This window comes from Paenibacillus sp. FSL R10-2788 (assembly GCF_038003885.1).
Classification (GTDB): Bacteria; Bacillota; Bacilli; order Paenibacillales; family Paenibacillaceae; genus Paenibacillus_AQ; species Paenibacillus_AQ odorifer.
Map to the genome: position 1 here is coordinate 6728048 of NZ_JBBOQA010000001.1, position 19621 is coordinate 6747668.

The following is a 19621-nucleotide window of genomic DNA, read 5'->3' on the forward strand; positions in this document are numbered from 1 at the left end:
GGTCCTCCAAATCACGATTAGTTGTCTCATTTCAAAAACTTTCTGCGATATAACCGGTATCCGATCATCAACAATCCGCCAAACAGCAGCAGAGAAATCATGATCACAACAATAAAAAATTGATTCTGAATATTAAAAAGTCGGGTGAAGCTCTTTTGCTGCTCCTCTGTGTAGCGATAATCGCTATCTACTGTTTCCGGTGTATAGTCCAGGCTTAGAGGTTGTCCATTAATAGAAATCATTCCATCTAATGAGGAGATTGTGTTCTGATCAGTAACCACCTGATGCTCTTCTTGCTTATAATCGGCAAAAGAAACCCAATTCCGCTCCAGACTTTGCAGCATTTCTTCAAGCTGACGCTCATCCTCGGGCATGTCGACGGTGATTACAGTATCCAGCGGCAATTGCGGGATCACTTTATTGGATGTATGCAAAGCCTGAAGAAATTCCAGCGGAACGCTATATAAAGAGGATGGAAAGGATTTAGAGGTGTCGCTCTGCTCCATATAATCAATCTGTTCATCCGGATATAACACCACGGAATCAAAAAAGCTCATCCCCGCTTCTGAATACTCTTTGTCATACGACCAATGCATCTCCGCTCCGGCTCCAAGCGGCCCAAGCCCGTTTTCGGCCAACAGATTGATGAAATCATTCATCTTTCCTTTAAGCGTATGGTCACTGGAGCTTATCGTTGGCATCACCACTGGGGCATTGACCAGAATGCTTCCATTGCTGGATTGCACACTTTTCATGGCCACTAAATAGCGCTGCATGGCCGGATAATCGGTATTGCTGAACACAGGCCGCACACTTGCAAGAAACGGAATCCCCAGTTGATATAGCCGCTCACCCGTTTCTGCCAGCAATCGCAGATCAGAGAAAGGATAGATTTCTTTGATCGCAAGGTACATTTTAGGAGCAGCAGTGATATGGAGCCAATCCTTCAGAACATACGCCATCCCCAGCGTACTGACATTCCCTTGTTCAAAATATGGGGCATATGTATCATTCCCCTTACTCACAGCGTACGGTGCTTGCAGACCCTCCTCCGCAAAAGAGAGTTGCCCGAAGGATTTGACCGCCTGACTCGCTACAATATAAGGCATATCCTGCACCTTAGCCTGAATTCCGGAGAACTGTCCAATTTCGAGCTCAGCACTCCCGTCATAGATCACATCAGTGGTTAGCTGTAACGCCTTCGTTAGACTAGCGGGTGGGTTGTACCCAATATGCAAGTACTGCCCCTGATAATGCTCCCAATCCTCTATATAGGATTTATTCGTGATCGAAATATCCGCTTCGTTACGGACCATGATCACTCTGGAGTAATTTTTCAGCATCCCCTGCTCGTATTGATCTAGGCTTCGAAGTGTAACCCTTGTCGAGTAAGCCGCCAGCAGACGTTGAAGTTCAGTCACATTTCCATCCTTAGCGGTCCCCTTGGCAAGGCTGTCATAGAGCAGTAAGACTTGTTGTGGTGATGCAGCAGATTGAACAGGAGTGGCGGGAAGCAATAGGATGGTTAAGCTCAGGGTCAGCAGCAATATACAGTATAAGATCCCTCTGCGCTTCAAACACTCACATCCTTTTGAGGCTTTGTATATGGACTAGAAGTGGTGGGACTTTCGTTAACCGGCTTTTTGCGATTTTTCGAGAATCTGCGTCCGATCACACTAGATACTGTCAGAAAGGTCACCAAATCAAAAGATAAAGTGAACAAGAATTCATGCTTGGAAATGTCGGCATCACCGGCACCAATAATCGATACAAAAATGCCTGAAAGACCAATGCCTATCGTAGCGACAATCAATACCATCCGCTGCAATCCTCTAAAATTGCGTGCCTTGATGGCTGTTACGAGGGAAGGCATATACAGACCAATGACAAGCACTGTCCAAAGGAAGATAAAACCTATCGTTCGTGGTGCCAAAGCCTTTTTCAGCTGACTATATCCAGTAAAAAAGTGACTTTGTGCTCGAAATTCCTTCCCAACGGATTGCTCATAATTGCCCATCGCCGCTGGTTTAATCGAGAATGCACTTTGAGCAGCAACATTAAGAATCGAGTTAAGCTGATCCGGATTCGATATATAGTATTTAAGGATCGAAACAAATCCGTAACGACTGTAAAAGTTCTCTTGGAGGATTGGTGAATTCACATCAATAGTTCCGTACTTCTCGTAATAAATGCTATTCTTCAAGATGGCATATTGTTCATCAATATCGAATGACTTCAGTGCCTTCTCCGGATCGGAGGAATCCTTCAGCACCCCGCGGGTCATGGCATGGAACTGGTTAATATTCACGAACTCATCCGAGATATTCAAATAGGTGAACACACCCGCGAACAGGATCAAAGCAAGGGAAACCATTGTCAGAATGCGAAATATTTTATCCCTGCGAATCCAAAGGAGCGAACACCCCAGAACCGCAATGATTATACCCACTGGCGCATTTTGCTGCTTGGAAGTAGTCAGGATGATCGTACTGATCAAGAACAGGGCCAGCAGCACATAGTCATTGTATCTTTTTTGATATAACAACAACCAAGCTGCGAACATAGTAATCATCGTGATCATCACGACGCTCTCGCCGTAAAAGGAGTTGAAATAAGCGGTATACCCGGTATCTCCAAATATAAAAATAGCAATACCTGCAGTGACCCATCCCTGCTTGCGGGTCATCCCCCATGTAACAGCCTCTATTAATAAGTAGATCGCCGCAACATATAAAATCGTATAAATGACTGCTTGAAACCGGATATCGAAAACCTCGCTGCTAAAAAACAGCTTATTAAGTCCAATGGCCAGCTTGATAAATAGGGACTGCGAAGAAAATAATGTCGCGCCATTCTCATTAAAATATTGAAAGATTCCATATTGCTTTACAAAATAACCAAAGTATTGCTCGTCATAATCCGGCAGATTGAAATAAATTCCGTTACTATAGATGCTGCGAAAAAAATCACCATTATCCGCCATTCCGACATACGGGGCGGTAAATAAGGCTATGATGGTTATAAGCAACACTCCAACAGCAGTGATAAAAGCCGGGGACAATGGCAAAGGTAGGTTAGCGAGTGTCATCCCCTGCCTCAGAGGTGACTTCACCGTGTTGTTTATCATGCAGATTCACCTTCGTTACTATAGGTTTAAATTAATAGACATAGGCCAATGATGCCATCAGATTGTCAAAGGAATAGGCTTGGCCACTAGCTACATCGCCGAAGCCTCCATACAGTGAGCTGCCGGCATCGGTTATTCTGAACTCGTTCATTCTTTCAATGCTTTTGCGATAGAGTGCATCGTCTCCGATCTCGGCACCAATCATAGCCGTAATAGCGTAAATGGCTGTTGAGCGAATATCGTTAAGCGGCTTTCCCTCACGCGAATATTGTCCATATAATGTGCCAGCTTCGACCTGCTGCTTGATATAATCAATGCTGGAGGATTTCTGCTGGTCTACCTCTGCCAAAGCCAGAATAGACAGTAGCGATTCTACTGTATTGATATTCTCCGAAGTATAGGTTCCACTCTCATAATTAAACCTTGTTTCATAGAAGGGAAACTCATCTGATAAATATCCATCTTTCAGTATAACGCTCATATTATTCAACAAAAAGTCACGAGATTCTCCAGAAACCGACAATTTTCGCATTGTACCTAAATCAATATAACATAAAGTAACGAATGTGTTGGTTTTTTTGTAATTTTCATCATAGAAGTCATACATATATCCATTTTTTACATTATAGTTATAAAATCTTTCACCATACTTATCCGCTTCCTCTGTATAGTGTTTATCCCTAAACGTATCCCCCGCTTCATAAAGCGCACGAATGATACGTAAGTCATCAACGGCAGCATTCACAGGATATAATTTCTGCTGTTTAGGGCTATATCGGTAGCTAAAACCGCCCTTCATATCAAAGGTTTGCTTAGCCAGCGCCCATTCTTCTGCAAATCGCTCTTTCTCACCACTCCGTACGGCTGCCAGCATCCTCAGAGAGGCAGACTCACTTAGAATCTCATGGCCGCTTGCCGCTTCCCCGGATTGCTCTGTTTCAATTAAATTCGTATAAACACCGGACGAGCCGGTAAGCTTCGTAACAATAAATTGCTCTAAAGCATCCAATTCCTGTGAATGGTCCCCCACATCATTATTAGCCGAACCCGTAGGATTCGGTGGCTCTGTTGTATGAACATTCGCGGAGGGCGAGGGTGTTGATGCCGGCGTTTCTGTTTGCTCGCATGCTGTTAATGCTGTAAAACCTATAAGTACCACTACAGCAACAGCTATCTCTTTCCTCAAAAAATCACCTCCCTAAGCATCTGCTTATATTGCCTAGTATTATCTATAACGGTAATATACATCACATACTTAATCCAAATGTTAAATTTATGAAACCATTAGATGAAAAAAAGAGGCATCCACACGCCTTCTGACGAGCAGACCCCTCTTTTTCTATCATCTATTTACTTTATTCCATACGTTCCCAAAAACGATGGGCAGAAATGGCCGCAACGAAGCTAGCCGCAAAAACTTCCCCACCATCGCCTATTACGACGCCCGGACTGCTTCTGTGTTCATCTGTTGCAAGCAGCTCAGCAAGTGTTGTGGTCATCGCGATGGGTTTAAAATGTGCATATGCTTGGTTGAGGAATAGCGCTGCATCTTTATGGAATTTCTTGCGTTCTGCATTTCCACCAGCCGCATAAATCGCATCGAAGAGCACCGAATCTGTAGTGGATAAGGTGTGGATGACTTCAAGCTCTGTGCCGTTTGAGCCTTTAATAAATCCAAGCTTATCACTGATTAGCTCCGGTTGAATCCCAGCTCCCATAAGCGTGTCCAATACAGGCATTACCGCAGCTTCATCAAAACCATCCCCGATAATCACGCCTACTTTCCGCGTGTTGGGATGTTTTTTCGTATTAGCTTGACTTAAGGCTGGGGAAGCTTGAGTGACCTCAGAACCGCCAACTTCTGGAGCCGCTACTCCAATGGCTTCTGCCACAGGTACAGCAAGCTCGGAGGTAATGTTAGCAAGCATATTTACGACCTGCTGTCGGACCGACTTACTCTTAACCTTCCCAAGCTCAAAAGAATAAGCTTCGATAATATGCAATTGTTCCGGAGGGCTCATACTATTCCAGAATAACTTGGCTTGTGAAAAATGATCCTCAAAGCTTTTACTCCGGCTCCGTACCTTACGGCCCTCAACCTTTTCTTGATAATGCACATAACCGCCTTCAGCCTCTGGGACAGGTCTCGGTGTATTTTGGGCCAGAGAATTATTATGATAACTCACAGTGCCCTGATTAATCGTCTGCCGCCCATATCCGTCACGCTGGTTGTTGTGGAAAGGACACACCGGTCTATTAATCGGTAATTCATGAAAGTTAGGACCCCCAAGCCGAATCAGCTGGGTATCCGTATAAGAGAATAGTCTGCCCTGAAGTAGGGGGTCATTGGTGAAATCAATACCAGGCACTACATGTCCAGGGTGGAAAGCCACCTGCTCCGTTTCGGCAAAAACATTATCCACGTTGCGGTTCAAGGTCATTTTCCCAACGATCTGCACGGGCACGTCTTCCTCTGGCCATAGCTTTGTAGGGTCCAACACGTCGAAGTCAAACTTGAATTCATCTTCTTCACTAAGAAGCTGAAAGCCCAGCTCGTATTCCGGAAAGTTGCCGGCTTCAATCGATTCCCATAAATCACGTCGGTGAAAGTCAGGGTCCGCTCCTGATATTTTCTGTGCTTCGTCCCACACCAAAGAGTGTACACCAAGCACTGGTTTCCAATGGAATTTAACAAAATGTGCTTTCCCCTGCTCATTGATCAGACGGAAGGTATGAACCCCAAACCCTTCCATCATCCGGAAGCTTCGCGGAATGGCGCGGTCAGACATCAGCCACATCGCCATATGGGCCGATTCCTGGTTATTGGCGATGAAATCCCAGAAGGTATCATGGGCTGATGCCGCCTGAGGCATTTCATTATGCGGCTCCGGCTTAAGCGCATGCACTAGATCAGGGAACTTAATCGCATCCTGTATAAAAAAGACCGGCATATTATTGCCTACCAAATCATAATTGCCTTCTTCGGTATAAAATTTGGTCGAGAAGCCCCGGGCATCCCGCACAGTTTCGGCTGAACCCCGTGATCCTGCTACCGTTGAGAACCGGACAAACACCGGGGTCTTTACGGACGGATCTTGAAGGAATTTCGCCTTCGTATATTCTTTCAACGATTTATATACTTCAAACTCCCCGTGGGCGGCAAATCCGCGTGCATGCACGATCCGCTCAGGAATCCGCTCGTGATCGAAATGGGTCATTTTTTCCCGAAAATGAAAATCCTCCAGCAAGGTTGGCCCCCGGTCACCGGCTTTTAGGGAGAACTCATCCTCGGACACTTTCAATCCCTGATTGGTTGTTAAAGCGTGACCTTCGTCCTTACTGCGAAACTGTTCCAGTTGCTCATTTTTGCTATTTCCGTTCACTTTTTGCTGTTCACTCATTAACAATGGCTCCTTCCGAAAGGTAGAGTAACGATAATATTCATCTCTTACCCTTAAGGAAGGAACGGCAAACAAAAAGAAGCGGAATTCCGAGAAGCCCTTCTCCCGAAAATCCGCTTACTCGCTTATCTCTGACCTAACCTTTAATTCTCCGGTACGTCTCTTCATCCGAAACAATATATAATCTAGCCTCTTTAGGAATAGGCTGGCCCAGCTTGCGATTGATGCTAAGGTCACTACGATCCGAGAGTAAAGTTGCACCTTGAAGGAGCAATTCCTGAAACGCCTGCCCATAGGTCTTCCATGCACTATTCACTGGAATCTCATAAATATCATCCCCATACTGGCGGCTCAGCAGCTGCGTAATCACCTCTGAATTCCCCTCTTGTAGAGCGGATCGGACAGCCAATCTAGAAATGGCATCATGCGACAGAACGAATTCATTGACCTGAACATGCCTGAAATTCTGTATATTCTTCTCCTGCATAATTTCTACGGTAGTATGTACTTGTGGCGCTATGCGCTCAATGCTGGAGGCGATAAGCAGAGACTTCCCGTCAATTAGCGATGCTTCATCAATCCGTGTGTCTCCGAACACAATGGCTGCCCGGGCTTCGTGTATGTTAGCTTTAAGGAGAATCTCATCGCTGGAAGCATCACCGCTCACAAAGTGGACCTGTTCCATATGCTCCAGCGGATGCCGTCCTATCTCATCAATGATGACGATATGACATTTAGGTGAATAGCATAACACCTCATCTACCGCAGCTTGTGCTTTCTTACTCCAATTGATTAATATCACATGATCCTTTCCCCGGAAGCTCAATGTTCCTGCTCCTCTCCTTCTCTGCACTTCTGCAATAGAGTCAATGACCTTGCCAATAACCAAGCTGAGAAGACCAATCCCAAAAATATACAGAAACATGGTGAATAGCTTACCAACTACAGTCTCGGCAAAATAATCCCCATACCCAACGGTGGCCATCGTTGTCATGACCCAATAGAAGGCATTAAACCAGTTGTGGAATGTACTCGGTTCAAGCAGGTAAGCTATCGATGCGCTAAGAATTATAAAGATCAAAATAATCAAACCGATCGACCGTTTGCGTAAACGCATCATCCTGGTGGATATTCTCAGAAAAAAATGCATCTGCCATCCCTTCCTCACATTAATAAAGCTGCCTCTCGAGGTTATTACTGAGGGCAGCCTTATCCATGTTCATCTGCGATTTTTGAACTAAACAATCAAACTGCTGACTGCAAACGCTGTGCCGATAAACACCAAGCAGAGCATAGTGCCTACTGCCACATTGCCTTTTTCCAGATGTTCTGAAATTTTAAAGCTTGGTGTCGCCAATTCAAAAATCCAGTAAGCAGCGATGAGGCACACATAACCGACAGCAAACCAAATGATCATATGCAGAATAGAGGTATTCGTATACGCCGCTACTCCAATGATAATTGCTGTGGCGAGAAATTTGCCGCCAAGCGCTAGAGCTACAGCCACATTCCCTTTTTTCAGCTCTTCCATATCCTTGAACGGGGTCATCAAGCCAAAGATAACCATACCCAACAATTGCAGAAGAATAATCACAAATATACTGACTATCAAATTAACAACAATCGTCACTTTGCCCACCCCCGAAATTTCGCATATGCCGAGTCATAATCGGCGAAATCATGTACTTCCTCAAGGACTACGGAAGCGGTCTTTTCTTTCTCTAATGCTGCATAACGCTCATCGTCTATCGGCTGCTTGATCCGGTTGCCGGAAGGCAGCTCAAGGACGGCAAAGTTTCTTGTCTTCTCATTATATTTTGTCTTGTATACTCCTACAAGATCAACATCCGTAGTTACCGATACCTTAAGGTTGGTAAGGTCCTCTACTGCTGTTTTTTCATCGGGATACGATTTAATGGTCGTCCAGGAAGATAGGCGGACTTCATTGCGCTGGTCAGCATCTGTGATCAGCTCAGCGTCCATGAACTGCAATGTCCATATTTTATCGCCAGTAGCATAATTCTCATCATTCGGCAGCAGCTCATTATCCGGCAACACCGTCATATCGCTGCCAATTAGATCACCTACAGTACTCTCCACAACCCGGTAATCCCAAGGTACCCGTGCAACACTGTCAGAAGTTTCGGCAGTGCCTGAATCAAACACACTCCCCTGATTACTGGAACATGCACTAAGCAGCAGCACCGTTAGAAGCATCATACATAAAGCGCCGATCCGGGCCTTTACTAATCTAGTAGACGACTTGTTTATAGCCTTACTTTTATCCAACTATCTCACTCCCAACGCGATAAAATGACTGGCATTGCCCGTAATCAGTCCGCCAGCCCGGCCGAGCAGCCCACACGGCTTCCCATTAATGACGAACATGCCTGTCAGTAGGTGGAATTCACCTTCGGCGGTGTGTATTCGGGCTAGTTCAGCTCTTTTTTGATATACAGAGGGAAAAAGCTGACTGCTATCATAACCCTCTTCGTCCTCAATTTCCAGAGTTCCACTATCGTCAAAGAGACGTACAGAACCGCCTTCGCGGCCAAATACAGATTTGGACACAAAGCTGCCAGAGAACACAGGCTTATTATAAGTCGGCAAAATATAACGTGAGATCGCCTCACGCTCTTCATTGTCAAATAATAAGCCAAGCTCATACATTCCCCACACAGCTGCAATCAATCCCTTAGACTGCAACAGGATACTGTGAGGTCCATTAAAAAGCTGAAGATTTCCCTGCTCAACGGCATAGGCAAGTGCATCTCCACCTTCATCGACGGCCATCCACTCTTTAGGATATAGAGCAAACATCCGCTGTATCACCCGGTCCTCCCCATCCTTCAGAATGCCCTCATCGACCCACAGGTCGAGGCAATCCACACACTGAATAGTAAGTCCGCTATGTCTGACCAAGGCTTCAATCGTACCTGAATCTTCAAGATGGGACCCATAAGCAACACAAGCTGCGGTATCTGGACGTTCTATCTGCCATGCTGCGGCAAGTTGTTCCTTCATCGCATGATTTGGACTAGCCACACCCGCCTGTTCACAGATCCAAGGTGTTGCTATGGAAGCCTCCACATAACCTGTAGGTGTATCGGCATTCAGTTCCAGAAGCTTGATGGTTCCATCATGAGCTATCGCAAAATCAAACCTTGCATACCGGCTGATTAAGCCTTCTTCCGGAATAGGAGACCCATCAAGCATCTCCCAAAGAACAGGGGGAATGCCCAGTAGCTCATACAAATCGCGTTTTAGATGTATATACCGAACCGCCTTATCGAGGATAGCCCAAAGCTTTGCGGAGGCTTCCTCAAGCTCCTTGTAAATGTCGCTGCGCATCACAGCTATTGCATCCATCCAATACTCTTCTTCCTCTAGATCTGCCCAAGTGAACCCAAGCTCATACAGCGCTTGTACCCGTGGGCCCCGCTCCAGATCAGACAAATCCAGGATCTCAAACACGCTCTGCTGATCACTCATCCGCCGAAACCACTCTTGCTTGAACCTGATCTCGATGAAGATTTCGAGCCTGAGCTTGATTTAGAGTTCTTCGAAGAGTTTAAGCCACTGGAAGTGCCCCCGATTCCGGTCTTCGAAGAGGAACCCCTTCTCGTGATGGAACCCGTGGATGAGGTTGAGGTTTTAGGTTTCACTACAGAACCGGGCACCTTTTTATTCTGAAACTTTTCGCTGCTATAAGTAGGTGGTTTATAAGTGGTTCTCGTGCCTCCATAATAGGTAGGACGGTCCTTAGCCCATCCTCTGGAGGAGTAATTGGCACCGCTGTTAAACAACATATGATACAGAAGCAAATCCGTCCAGCCAAAACCTGAATGATAACCGCCATAGTTATTCACTACAGTTGTCCCGTTTGAAGTTACTACGCCTTGGCCTTGCTCCTCTACCTCTTTCGTACCTTCTTCGGGGTAGGGAATATTCCAATCCACATTTTTATCAAAATAAGCTTTAACCTCTTCATTAGACCAAGAGACTAGCTGTGGTTCGCCCGCAGAAGTATTCGCGCTAGCCCCCGCTCCGCCAGGAATAAACATAGCATTCGCTAATAAGGCTATGCCTAGCGATGTTGATAATACACGGATGGGTTTGCCATCGGCGGTAAATAATTTTGATGCAGGCAATTCCTTATCCCTTTCTTCTTTAGCCATCGTAAGGTTCTCCTTCCCTGATGATCTTCTATCCCTCAGTGTGCATCGGAACAAGCAAAAGCTCCAGCTTGCCTTCATCCACATTCAGCCGTCCTTCAACCGCTTCATATTCCTTACTGCCCACCACTATATAATTGACATGTTCAAGTGCAGTTATCATATTCATGCTCCACGTACGCTCTTCAATTACTCGCAGATCACCCTCTGGCATTTTTTCGATTAAAACTACACTCATCCCGTTATCCATTATTACCATTCCTTCCTTATATCTGCTATAGCATCTGATACGTTTTTATCACCTTTTCGTTTCAGTTCTAAGCTTGTATAGATTGCCCAGTATTACTTTTGGAATAAGAACGTCTGTATAAAAGGAGAACTCCTAACGAACACAAGCTGACAAGAAGCAACAGTCCGTATACATGCTCATATGCTTTTGCCGGCGCAAGATCACGCTGAGCATGCAGCAACAGCCCACAGACCGCAACAGATACAGAACCTCCAAAGAACTGAATCAGTTGTAAAAGCCCCATACCTGAACCAATCCAAGTTCGCGGAAGAACCCGAGAAGCTTCATTATTTAAGGATGCCATTGTCGCCGAGAAGGCAGGAGAGAAGCAAAGATAACCAAGCAGAAGAACTACAGGAGATACAGAAAGGTTCAGCGCAAATGCAGCCATAACAGCGGCAAGGATACAATGTCCTATGATTAAGAAGCGCAAGTTGCCATACCGGTCAATAAAACGTCCAACAAAACGGGTAAGAAATGCGGATAATAACGCACCAGGTGCGATAAACAAACCAATCATCAACGCCGATTTACCAAATAGATTAGCGAGCACAAGCGGCATCAGGAACAAATTCCCCAAGTTCAGCACCAGAATACAAAAGCCTATGGTAACTAGCTTCAAGTATCCCGGCATTTTTAGCAGCTGCGGGTTAATAAAGGATTCCTTCGCCTTCTTCAAATACCAAGCGTGCACGATAATAGATACTATGCCCACTGCTAACCATACCAGAGATTGGGTAGTTACGGCTACCAGCAGACTTGCCGCATTTACAACGGTCAACGCCGCCCCAATAACATCAAAGCTTGCAGGCTGAGGCTGTTCCTTAGGTAATAACCGCAGCAGCACTGGCAATACAACAAGCACAAGGCAAGTAATTCCGAATAACCCATTCCAGCCAAAATACTGACTGATGACGCCACCGAAAATAGGGCCCAACCCAAAGGCCATTGCACTCCCTGCGGAGATCATGGCGATAGCCGCACCACGTCTTTCAATAGGTACATAACGGCTGGCCAGTACGAGACCCAATCCAGCCATCGCACCCGCGCCGGCAGATTGTACTATTCTCGTTATCAATAATGTATTAAAGTCATGCGCAAATAATCCAAACACTGAGGCTAACCCAAGAGTAATTAAGCCAACGGTCAAAAGTCTCCGAATCGGCACCACGTCTGATAAGCGGCTATAAATAACCGTCGATAAAGCATATCCAATCGAATAGCTCGAAATTACCCATGAACCTAGATCAGCAGAAATTTGGAGATCCTGAATAATGGTTGGAAGTGATACATTAAACATCGTTGTGTTCATCACTACGATAAAAAGGCACATGGTCCATAATGGCATGACTACTTTATCATTCATTACTACTTTCTCATTCATTCCTATCCATCCCTGTCCTAATTTATCTATACAAGCTTATCTAAGTTTATGCCTATAAAATCAGGATGGCAATTGGAATAGGGGGATTTAGACTACTTACGCCACATCAATCCGCACAACAATTCAAACAACTCCATGTAGTTGCGTGGATTTTTGCCCGTTAATGTATGAATGCGATTAAGCCGGTAGTTCAGTGTATTTCGGTGAATATTCAGCTTCTGTACAGTACGATTATGGTCCCCATTCTCAGCAATAAATACTTGCAGTGTTTCAATCAGGCCTGTCTTATCGCCCGACTGATCCAGTAGAGCATAAATCGTCCCGGGCCGTTCTGCCCCGTCATAGGAGAGATGAATTAAGAATCTTAGTTCTTCATAAGTGTACAGTATCTTGAGCGGGTCGACTCTACTACCAACACTAATCGCCGCCTGGGCCTGTTCAAGTGAATAAGCAGCTAACTCCTCTGCTTCGCCAGAACCTATTCGCCCCACATTCGCACATGAATTTAGTTTTCCTATAAGCTCTTTATAAAGAAAAACATCCGTTATGAAAAAAACCGCCTTATCATTCTCCAAATTCCAGTAATGTGGATAAGACCTAAATACATTTTTGAATTCTTTTCCGTTCACATCGCCTTCCACAAGGATCGCCCAGCATTTTTTCTTAAGATCAAGCCCATAGCTGCCCGCCCGTTCCAGAAACTCAAGATCATATGCTTCTTTACGATAAGACAATTCATGATAAAATTTCACACGTTTTACTCGCTCATCCTGTTCCAGCTTGTTCCTTGCTTCCTGCTCAATAAGTAATATAGTAGTGACTCTGACCAGCTTACTAAACGGCCTAACCTCATCTGGATGTCCCGTAATACCTACCACACCCAAAACTTTATGATCTATAATAATGGGTTCATTCACCCCCGGCTTCATGCCGCTGCCATCCTCGTACACTTCAAAGACATGCCCACTTTGAATGGCTATTCTCGCTCCCTCATGTAAGGTTCCGACCCGTTTGAGATCTCCGCTTCCTACAATAAAGCCGCTCTCATCCATAACATTAATGTTATAAGGAACTACGCTCATCATTTCTTGTGCTATTTGTCCTGCAAGTGATTTCGATATCTTCATGTCTGTACCTCCTGTCCCTTTATATTCTACTCAGAAAGCTTCTACCTTAAAAAAGAAAAAGGGGCTGACTCCGTTCAGTCAGCCCCTCTATCACTTTGTATAATTCAATCAGCTTCCTTGGTTCAGCATGACTAACCTAGCCACATTCTCAGCCGTTCTTTCCAGATTCTCTTGCCCTTTATTCAAGGCATCCTCCAATGAAGCTGCACCTGGCATGATGCCAAAAATAGCATCGATCCCTTTATCATACAACACTTCCGTCTGATCGCCGATCCGTCCCGCAAAAGCCAGCACAGGTTTATTATATTTCTTAGCTACCTCAGCAACGCCAAGCGGAGTCTTGCCATATTGGGTCTGGAAATCGATGCTTCCTTCCCCGGTCCACACCATGTCCGCCTGCTGCACTTTTTCTTCAAGTCCAGTATAGTCGATCACAAGCTCAATGCCTTTTTTTAATATTCCGTTTAAGAACACCACCAGTCCTGCCCCAAGGCCACCCGCTGCACCAGCACCAGGCATATCTATAATATCGAAACCCAATTGCTCTTTGATGACACTCGCATAATGATGCAGATTGCTGTCCAGCTGTTTGATCATATCCGAAGTAGCCCCTTTTTGCGGACCAAATACATTGGAAGCCCCGGTCGGACCACATAATGGATTCGTAACGTCGCAAGCCACTTCAACCTGTACTTCCTTAAGGCGAGGGTCAAATCCACTCAGATCAATACGGGCTAATCTGCCGAGCTCACCACCACCAAACAACAGCTCATTGCCTTCGGCATCCAGCAGCCTGCCGCCTAATGCCTGCACCATCCCGGCGCCTCCGTCATTGGTGGCACTGCCACCGATACCGATCAGCAGCTTGCTGACCCCACGATCCAGACATGCTTTGATTAATTGTCCTGTCCCGTAGGTGGTTGTAATCAACGGGTTACGTGTCTCAGGGGATACCAGCTGAATGCCACTCGCACTAGCCATTTCCAGCACCCCTGTCAGCCCGTCTCCTGTGATTCCGTAGGATGCGCTAACTTCATTGCCCAGTGGCCCTTTAACTTTTGTTATATATACTGTACCTTCCGTTGCATCGACCAAGGACTGCATCGTTCCTTCGCCGCCATCTGCCATGGGTACATGAATACAAGTAATATTAGAATTTACTTTATGAATGCCTTTTTCCATGGCTTCACAAGCTTCTTTGGCTGTCATGCTTTCCTTGAAAGAATCCGGTGCCAATACGATGACAAAGTCTTTATTCATAGAATATCCGTCCCTTCTAGTTGCAAATATAAATTATAGGATGAAGCCGTATAATATAGTGGCGACGATAGCCATCGTCAGACCCACGAGACTTTCATAAGGAATCAGTGACATCCGGTCCTTAATGTTCATCTTAACGGAATCAGCGGTCACGTGGAAGAAGTTACCGTGTGGCAGATGGTCAATGACTGTAGCCCCGGTGTGCACCATAATTGCTGCATTTAGCGGCGCTGTGCCCATCGAAAGAATAGCGGGACCAAATGATCCGGCAGCCACGATAGAAGCCGTAGAGGTTGATGCTGTAGCAGCCGCCATCAGGATCCCTGCAATTGGCGCAAGGAACGTTCCGGAAATCCCCATAGCCGTTATTGCATCTACAACAGTAGCACTCAAATCCGATTTTGAGATAATACCAGCAATAGCACCAGCACCAATCAAGATAATGGCTGTACCTGTCATTTTATTTAACCCTGAGGTTGTAAAAGAAATGATGTTCTTCGTTTGTTTCATAGCAATCAATCCAATAATGCCGGCAAGAGGCAAGATGATCATAGAATCGACTTTAAATGATTTCAGCAATTCAATATTTAGAATATTTCCGATTGGGTTAATGGCTAGAAGTAAAATAGCGACAACTGGAGCGACGATGGCACGGCCAAAGCTAGGTTTAACCTTAGTACTGTCTTCCTCTTTAGTTACAACGTCACCCTCTGCAATTTTCACACCTTTGTTGACCAGCAGATTAGCAATAATAACAGTGACAATCAGACCCGCAATGGCTGGGATGAATCCATGAATCATGACCTGAGCCAAATCTACATCAAAGCCTTTAGCTACGGCAATGGTGTTCGGGTTCGGTGAAATAATGTTACCGGCTTTACCGCCACCGACCAGTGCGAGCAGCAAAGCGGTTTTGGAAATGCCGATCTTCTTACCTACGGACAAAGCGATTGGAGCGACAATAATGATAGCGACTGTGATGAATACGCCTACCGCTGTAATAATCATAGTTGCCAGCGCTATAGATAATAACGCTTTCTTTTCGCCAAGCTTATCTACTATGGTCTCGGCCATTCGTTCGGCTGCCCCTGATTCAATCAATACCCCGGCCAGCACACCAGCTGCGAGAACACGTACAACTGCACCCATAACACTATTCGTTCCGTCGATGACATATTGTACTGTCTCTGCAATGGATGCCCCGCCTAATATTCCTCCGGCAATCGCGCCTAAAAAGAGTGCGTAGACCGGGTTAACCTTTTTGAAAATCAATACGACGGCCAGAATCAATCCCGCAATCGCACCCATCCAGTTAATTACTGTGCCTTCCATCTCTAGTTGCCCCCTAGTATAAGAATTTGACACTATACAGTGTGTAATTTGATAACGCTTTCTAAACTGAGTATACTGCGCTTACAAACCCAATAATATTGACGGGACAACCTATTTTTTTGTGCATATGCACAAGCTCTGAGCATGAGAAAAAGACCAAGCTTAGGTTTCAGCACACCAGAGCTTGGTCTTTTAACATGAATTAGACGTATTAAGAAACTTGAGTTTCTTTCGTTAGAATAGGGGCAGCAGGATCTTCTGCCAGAACATTATCCTTTGTCTTGGAGAGGAAGATATTCAGCACAATCGCTGTAAGGGAACCAGAGACGATACCGTTTTGCAGCAGCATCCGAGCGAATTCAGGCAATTGATCGAACATCGCAGGTACAGTTGCCGAACCCAATCCAACAGCGATACTACAAGCGGCAATCAGCAGATTACCATCCTTGCGAAGATCTACCTCTGACAGAATCGACATCCCGGAAACAGCAACCGATCCGAACATCACGATCATCGCTCCGCCCAGTACGGCATTGGGAATAACCGTTGTCAGAGCCGCCAATTTAGGCAGTAGTCCAAGCACAACCATAATCCCGCCGGCTGCAAAAATAACATTCCGAGTTTTGACCCGAGTCAGCGAGACCAGACCTACATTTTGCGAAAATGCTGTGTACGGAAATGCATTAAAGATCCCGCCCAGCATAATCGCCAAACCTTCTGAACGCAGCCCGTTTACGATCTGCTTTTGTTCCACTTTCTGATCCGTCACTTTACCAATCGCAAAGTAAACACCTGTGGACTCCACCATACTAACAATATTAACAATGATCATAGTGAAAATAGCCGTAAGATTGAACTGAGGCCATCCGAAGTAGAAAGGCTGTGCAACACTTACCCAAGAGGCTTCACCTACTGTAGAGAAACTAACAATGCCCATTCCATAAGCAATAATTGTACCCACTAAAAGACCTATCAAGACAGAGACCGAGCGAAGAAATCCTGTAGTAAAACGGTTAACCGCTAAAATGACCAGCAGCGTGATCAGTGCAAGCAACAAATTGCGGGGATTCCCAAAATCAGCACTGCCTTCTCCGCCAGCTACGCTATTCATAGCTACAGGAATAAGAGATAACCCAATAATGGTCACGACTGAGCCCGTTACTATCGTTGGGAAAAACCTCAGTAGCTTCCCATAAAGGGGGGCCGCCAGTACCACGAATAAACCAGATAAAATAATTGCTCCGTACACCGTCGCCAAATTGTTGGCACTGCCGATAGCGATAATCGGCCCTACTGCCGTAAAGGTACATCCAAGAATAACCGGCAGCCTGCTGCCAAAATACTTAGTGCCCATAATCTGCAGCAAAGTAGCTAACCCGCAAGTAAACAAATCAGCTGCGATAAGATAGGCCATTTGGGTGGCATTCAGGTTCAACGCGTTCCCTACGATCAGCGGAACAACAACTGCTCCGGCATACATCGCCAGTACATGCTGAAATCCTAACGCAAATACTTTTTTCTTGCTTAACATCTCGCACTCTCCTTGATTGGCTCTTTTGAACTTTCATTATCAATGAAGTGAATTTCACCTGGTGACATAGATGTAATCCGGGCTAAAGCATGGACTTCTATCCCTCTATCCTCGAGTAGACTCCGGCCTTCTTGGAAGCATTTTTCAATCACACAACCAACGCCAAGGAGTTCAGCGCCAGCCTCTTGCACGATATCAACCAGTCCAACAAGAGCAGCACCAGTAGCCAAAAAGTCATCTACAATAAGCACCTTATCGCTTGGTCCGATATATTTTTGCGAGACACTAACCATATAATCCTCTTTGCGTGTAAAAGAATGTACCGGCGCGGAATAGACCGCTTCAGATAAGGTCACTGCTTTCTTCTTCTTCGCATATACAAACGGTACGCCTAAGGCGATGGCCGTAGCCATGGCGAATTGAATGCCACTCGCTTCAATAGTGATGATTTTAGTGATAGGCAAATGTCCGAACAACCGCTTGAACTCCTGTCCAATTTGTAAGGCAAGCTCCGTATCCACCTGATGATTCAGAAATGAATCTACCTTTAGTACCGTATCTGATAAAATAAGACCCTCTTGTCTGATGCGCTCTTGAAGTACCTTCATAGTAAACTTGATCTCTCCTTCTGAATTAAAAACAAAAAAAGGACAAATCCCTTGAGTCGTTTCTCTCAAGTGAATTTGTCCTTCTGGGTTTTTGTCCCTTAGTGGTGTAACACTGCATAGTGTCCGCATCGCTCGGTCCAGTCCTTCCATAGTCAGGAAGCGGAACCCTAGATGCGCTATTTCACTCATAGTCGGATAATTACAGTGGTTATCCGGTAGAAACTTATGGGCCATATTCCCAAGATTATATGAGTTGACAAGCAAATATAAGGATAATGTATAATGTGAAACTTATATTTTTATAAATGTTCAATATGAATACCTTGTATATCTTACACGCTCTGTCTGGTGCTTACAAGCAAAATTTTAAGCAATTTGCATGCCATTTTCAGGTTATTTTCACGAAATTCAATTGTTTACATTTAGTAGTTACTACTCCAATATCTTCTGCGCTGTTTCTTGGGTCGTTACAAGTACATTCATATAACCCCCATTTAGTGCCCCAAGGATCCCCGTTACCTTCTCAAGTGACTCCGCTACACCAATCGAATACCGTGCTTGCTTAATTTGCTCCAGCTCAATGGTCAGTGTTCGATCCGATATTCCGGTATGCACGGGAATCCCGTTGCCATCATAGAATCGTGAACAGATATCACCAGCGACCTTTCCATTCTCCAGCTCAGCAATCACTGCATCACCATAAAAACCGCGCCACGCCTCTTCCCCTTTCATTTCCGGCGATCCGATGCCGAACACAGCGATATCCAGATGGTCCCACGCCTTGGCAATGGTCTGATAATACTGCGAATTCATCAGTTGATCTCTAGTTTCCTTTTGCTCCGTGATCGCTGGAACATCAATCATTAACGAGCGCGCACCCCATTTTAGAGCAGCTTGATAACAGATGTTATTTACATGGTACCCGCTCTCCATCTTTCCTGATGGGCCGCCGACCGTAGGTACACAGGTTACAAAAGGTCTCTGGGCTTGTGTTAGGCTTTCTACGACGGCAGCTAAGCTGCTTCCCCAAGAAAATCCAATCGTGTCTTTCGGGAGAAGCACTTGCTCGAGCCATCTCGCACAGGCTTGTCCTATAGCTTTGCGTTTAATCGTGCTGGACTGTGCAGGATCTACCTCCACAACAATGGCTTCCCGTAGCCCGAACCGCTCCTTTAACTCCTGCTCCAATGTAAAATGATCGCCAGTATCGTAATTAATAGTTATTGTAACAATCCCTTCTTCACGTACCCTCTTTAGCATCCTGCTGATGGTGGTACGATATATACCAAGTTGGCTGGAGATTTCACTCTGCGTTAAATTCTGTTCATAATACATTTGTGCTATTTTAATAAGCAGCTTCTTATCTTCTTTTCGATCCATGTTACAA

17 protein-coding genes and 1 riboswitch are annotated in these 19621 nt (G+C 45.3%); all 17 genes read right to left on the minus strand.

Annotated features, from left to right (window positions below; all coding sequences use genetic code 11):
- Window positions 1–26: 26 nt before the first annotated feature.
- Window positions 27–1577, minus strand: a complete 1551-nt coding sequence (locus NSQ50_RS29875) for a hypothetical protein (protein WP_076140646.1) — start codon at window positions 1575–1577, stop codon at window positions 27–29.
- Window positions 1574–3127, minus strand: coding sequence for a glycan biosynthesis hexose transferase WsfD (gene wsfD, locus NSQ50_RS29880; protein ID WP_076140644.1), 1554 nt, complete (start codon window positions 3125–3127; stop codon window positions 1574–1576). Before wsfD ends, NSQ50_RS29875 begins: the two co-directional genes overlap by 4 nt.
- 31 nt (window positions 3128–3158) lie before the next feature.
- Window positions 3159–4313: a glycosyl hydrolase family 8 gene (locus NSQ50_RS29885; RefSeq protein WP_076222375.1), complete on the minus strand. Its 1155-nt coding sequence runs from the start codon at window positions 4311–4313 to the stop codon at window positions 3159–3161.
- A gap of 169 nt (window positions 4314–4482) precedes the next feature.
- A complete protein-coding gene (locus NSQ50_RS29890) occupies window positions 4483–6528 on the minus strand; it encodes a catalase (protein WP_076222376.1) in 2046 nt (681 codons plus the stop codon).
- Window positions 6529–6664: 136 nt separating this feature from the next.
- Window positions 6665–7648, minus strand: coding sequence for a potassium channel protein (locus NSQ50_RS29895; RefSeq protein WP_306456170.1), 984 nt, complete (start codon window positions 7646–7648; stop codon window positions 6665–6667).
- A 117-nt stretch (window positions 7649–7765) separates the two neighbouring features.
- Window positions 7766–8158 carry a DUF350 domain-containing protein gene (locus NSQ50_RS29900; protein WP_038573772.1) on the minus strand — a complete coding sequence of 131 codons (393 nt, stop codon included), beginning with the start codon at window positions 8156–8158 and terminating at the stop codon, window positions 7766–7768.
- A complete protein-coding gene (locus tag NSQ50_RS29905) occupies window positions 8155–8748 on the minus strand; it encodes a hypothetical protein (protein WP_232061559.1) in 594 nt (197 codons plus the stop codon). The genes NSQ50_RS29900 and NSQ50_RS29905 overlap by 4 nt, the downstream gene beginning before the upstream one ends.
- Window positions 8749–8817: 69 nt before the next feature.
- On the minus strand, window positions 8818–10020 hold the full coding sequence (locus NSQ50_RS29910; protein WP_036682191.1) for a glutathionylspermidine synthase family protein: 1203 nt from the start codon (window positions 10018–10020) through the stop codon (window positions 8818–8820).
- Window positions 10017–10706, minus strand: coding sequence for a hypothetical protein (locus NSQ50_RS29915; protein WP_036682194.1), 690 nt, complete (start codon window positions 10704–10706; stop codon window positions 10017–10019). The genes NSQ50_RS29910 and NSQ50_RS29915 overlap by 4 nt, the downstream gene beginning before the upstream one ends.
- A 28-nt stretch (window positions 10707–10734) precedes the next feature.
- A complete protein-coding gene (locus tag NSQ50_RS29920; RefSeq protein ID WP_036682196.1) occupies window positions 10735–10953 on the minus strand; it encodes a hypothetical protein in 219 nt (72 codons plus the stop codon).
- A 67-nt stretch (window positions 10954–11020) separates the two neighbouring features.
- Window positions 11021–12376 (minus strand): MFS transporter, encoded by a 1356-nt coding sequence (locus tag NSQ50_RS29925; RefSeq protein ID WP_244886406.1) that lies wholly within the window; start codon window positions 12374–12376, stop codon window positions 11021–11023.
- A gap of 92 nt (window positions 12377–12468) precedes the next feature.
- Window positions 12469–13503 (minus strand): CdaR family transcriptional regulator, encoded by a 1035-nt coding sequence (locus NSQ50_RS29930; protein WP_076181893.1) that lies wholly within the window; start codon window positions 13501–13503, stop codon window positions 12469–12471.
- Window positions 13504–13611: 108 nt separating this feature from the next.
- Window positions 13612–14763 (minus strand): glycerate kinase family protein, encoded by a 1152-nt coding sequence (locus NSQ50_RS29935; protein ID WP_076222377.1) that lies wholly within the window; start codon window positions 14761–14763, stop codon window positions 13612–13614.
- Window positions 14764–14796: 33 nt separating this feature from the next.
- Window positions 14797–16095, minus strand: a complete 1299-nt coding sequence (locus tag NSQ50_RS29940) for a GntP family permease (protein ID WP_076218260.1) — start codon at window positions 16093–16095, stop codon at window positions 14797–14799.
- 211 nt (window positions 16096–16306) lie between these two features.
- Window positions 16307–17626, minus strand: a complete 1320-nt coding sequence (locus NSQ50_RS29945) for a nucleobase:cation symporter-2 family protein (RefSeq protein WP_076105084.1) — start codon at window positions 17624–17626, stop codon at window positions 16307–16309.
- Window positions 17620–18234, minus strand: coding sequence for a xanthine phosphoribosyltransferase (locus NSQ50_RS29950; RefSeq protein WP_036682464.1), 615 nt, complete (start codon window positions 18232–18234; stop codon window positions 17620–17622). Before NSQ50_RS29950 ends, NSQ50_RS29945 begins: the two co-directional genes overlap by 7 nt.
- A 168-nt stretch (window positions 18235–18402) precedes the next feature.
- Window positions 18403–18506, minus strand: a riboswitch (purine riboswitch).
- A 160-nt stretch (window positions 18507–18666) separates the two neighbouring features.
- Window positions 18667–19614 carry a sugar-binding transcriptional regulator gene (locus NSQ50_RS29955; RefSeq protein ID WP_076222378.1) on the minus strand — a complete coding sequence of 316 codons (948 nt, stop codon included), beginning with the start codon at window positions 19612–19614 and terminating at the stop codon, window positions 18667–18669.
- Between the last annotated feature and the right edge of the window lie 7 nt (window positions 19615–19621).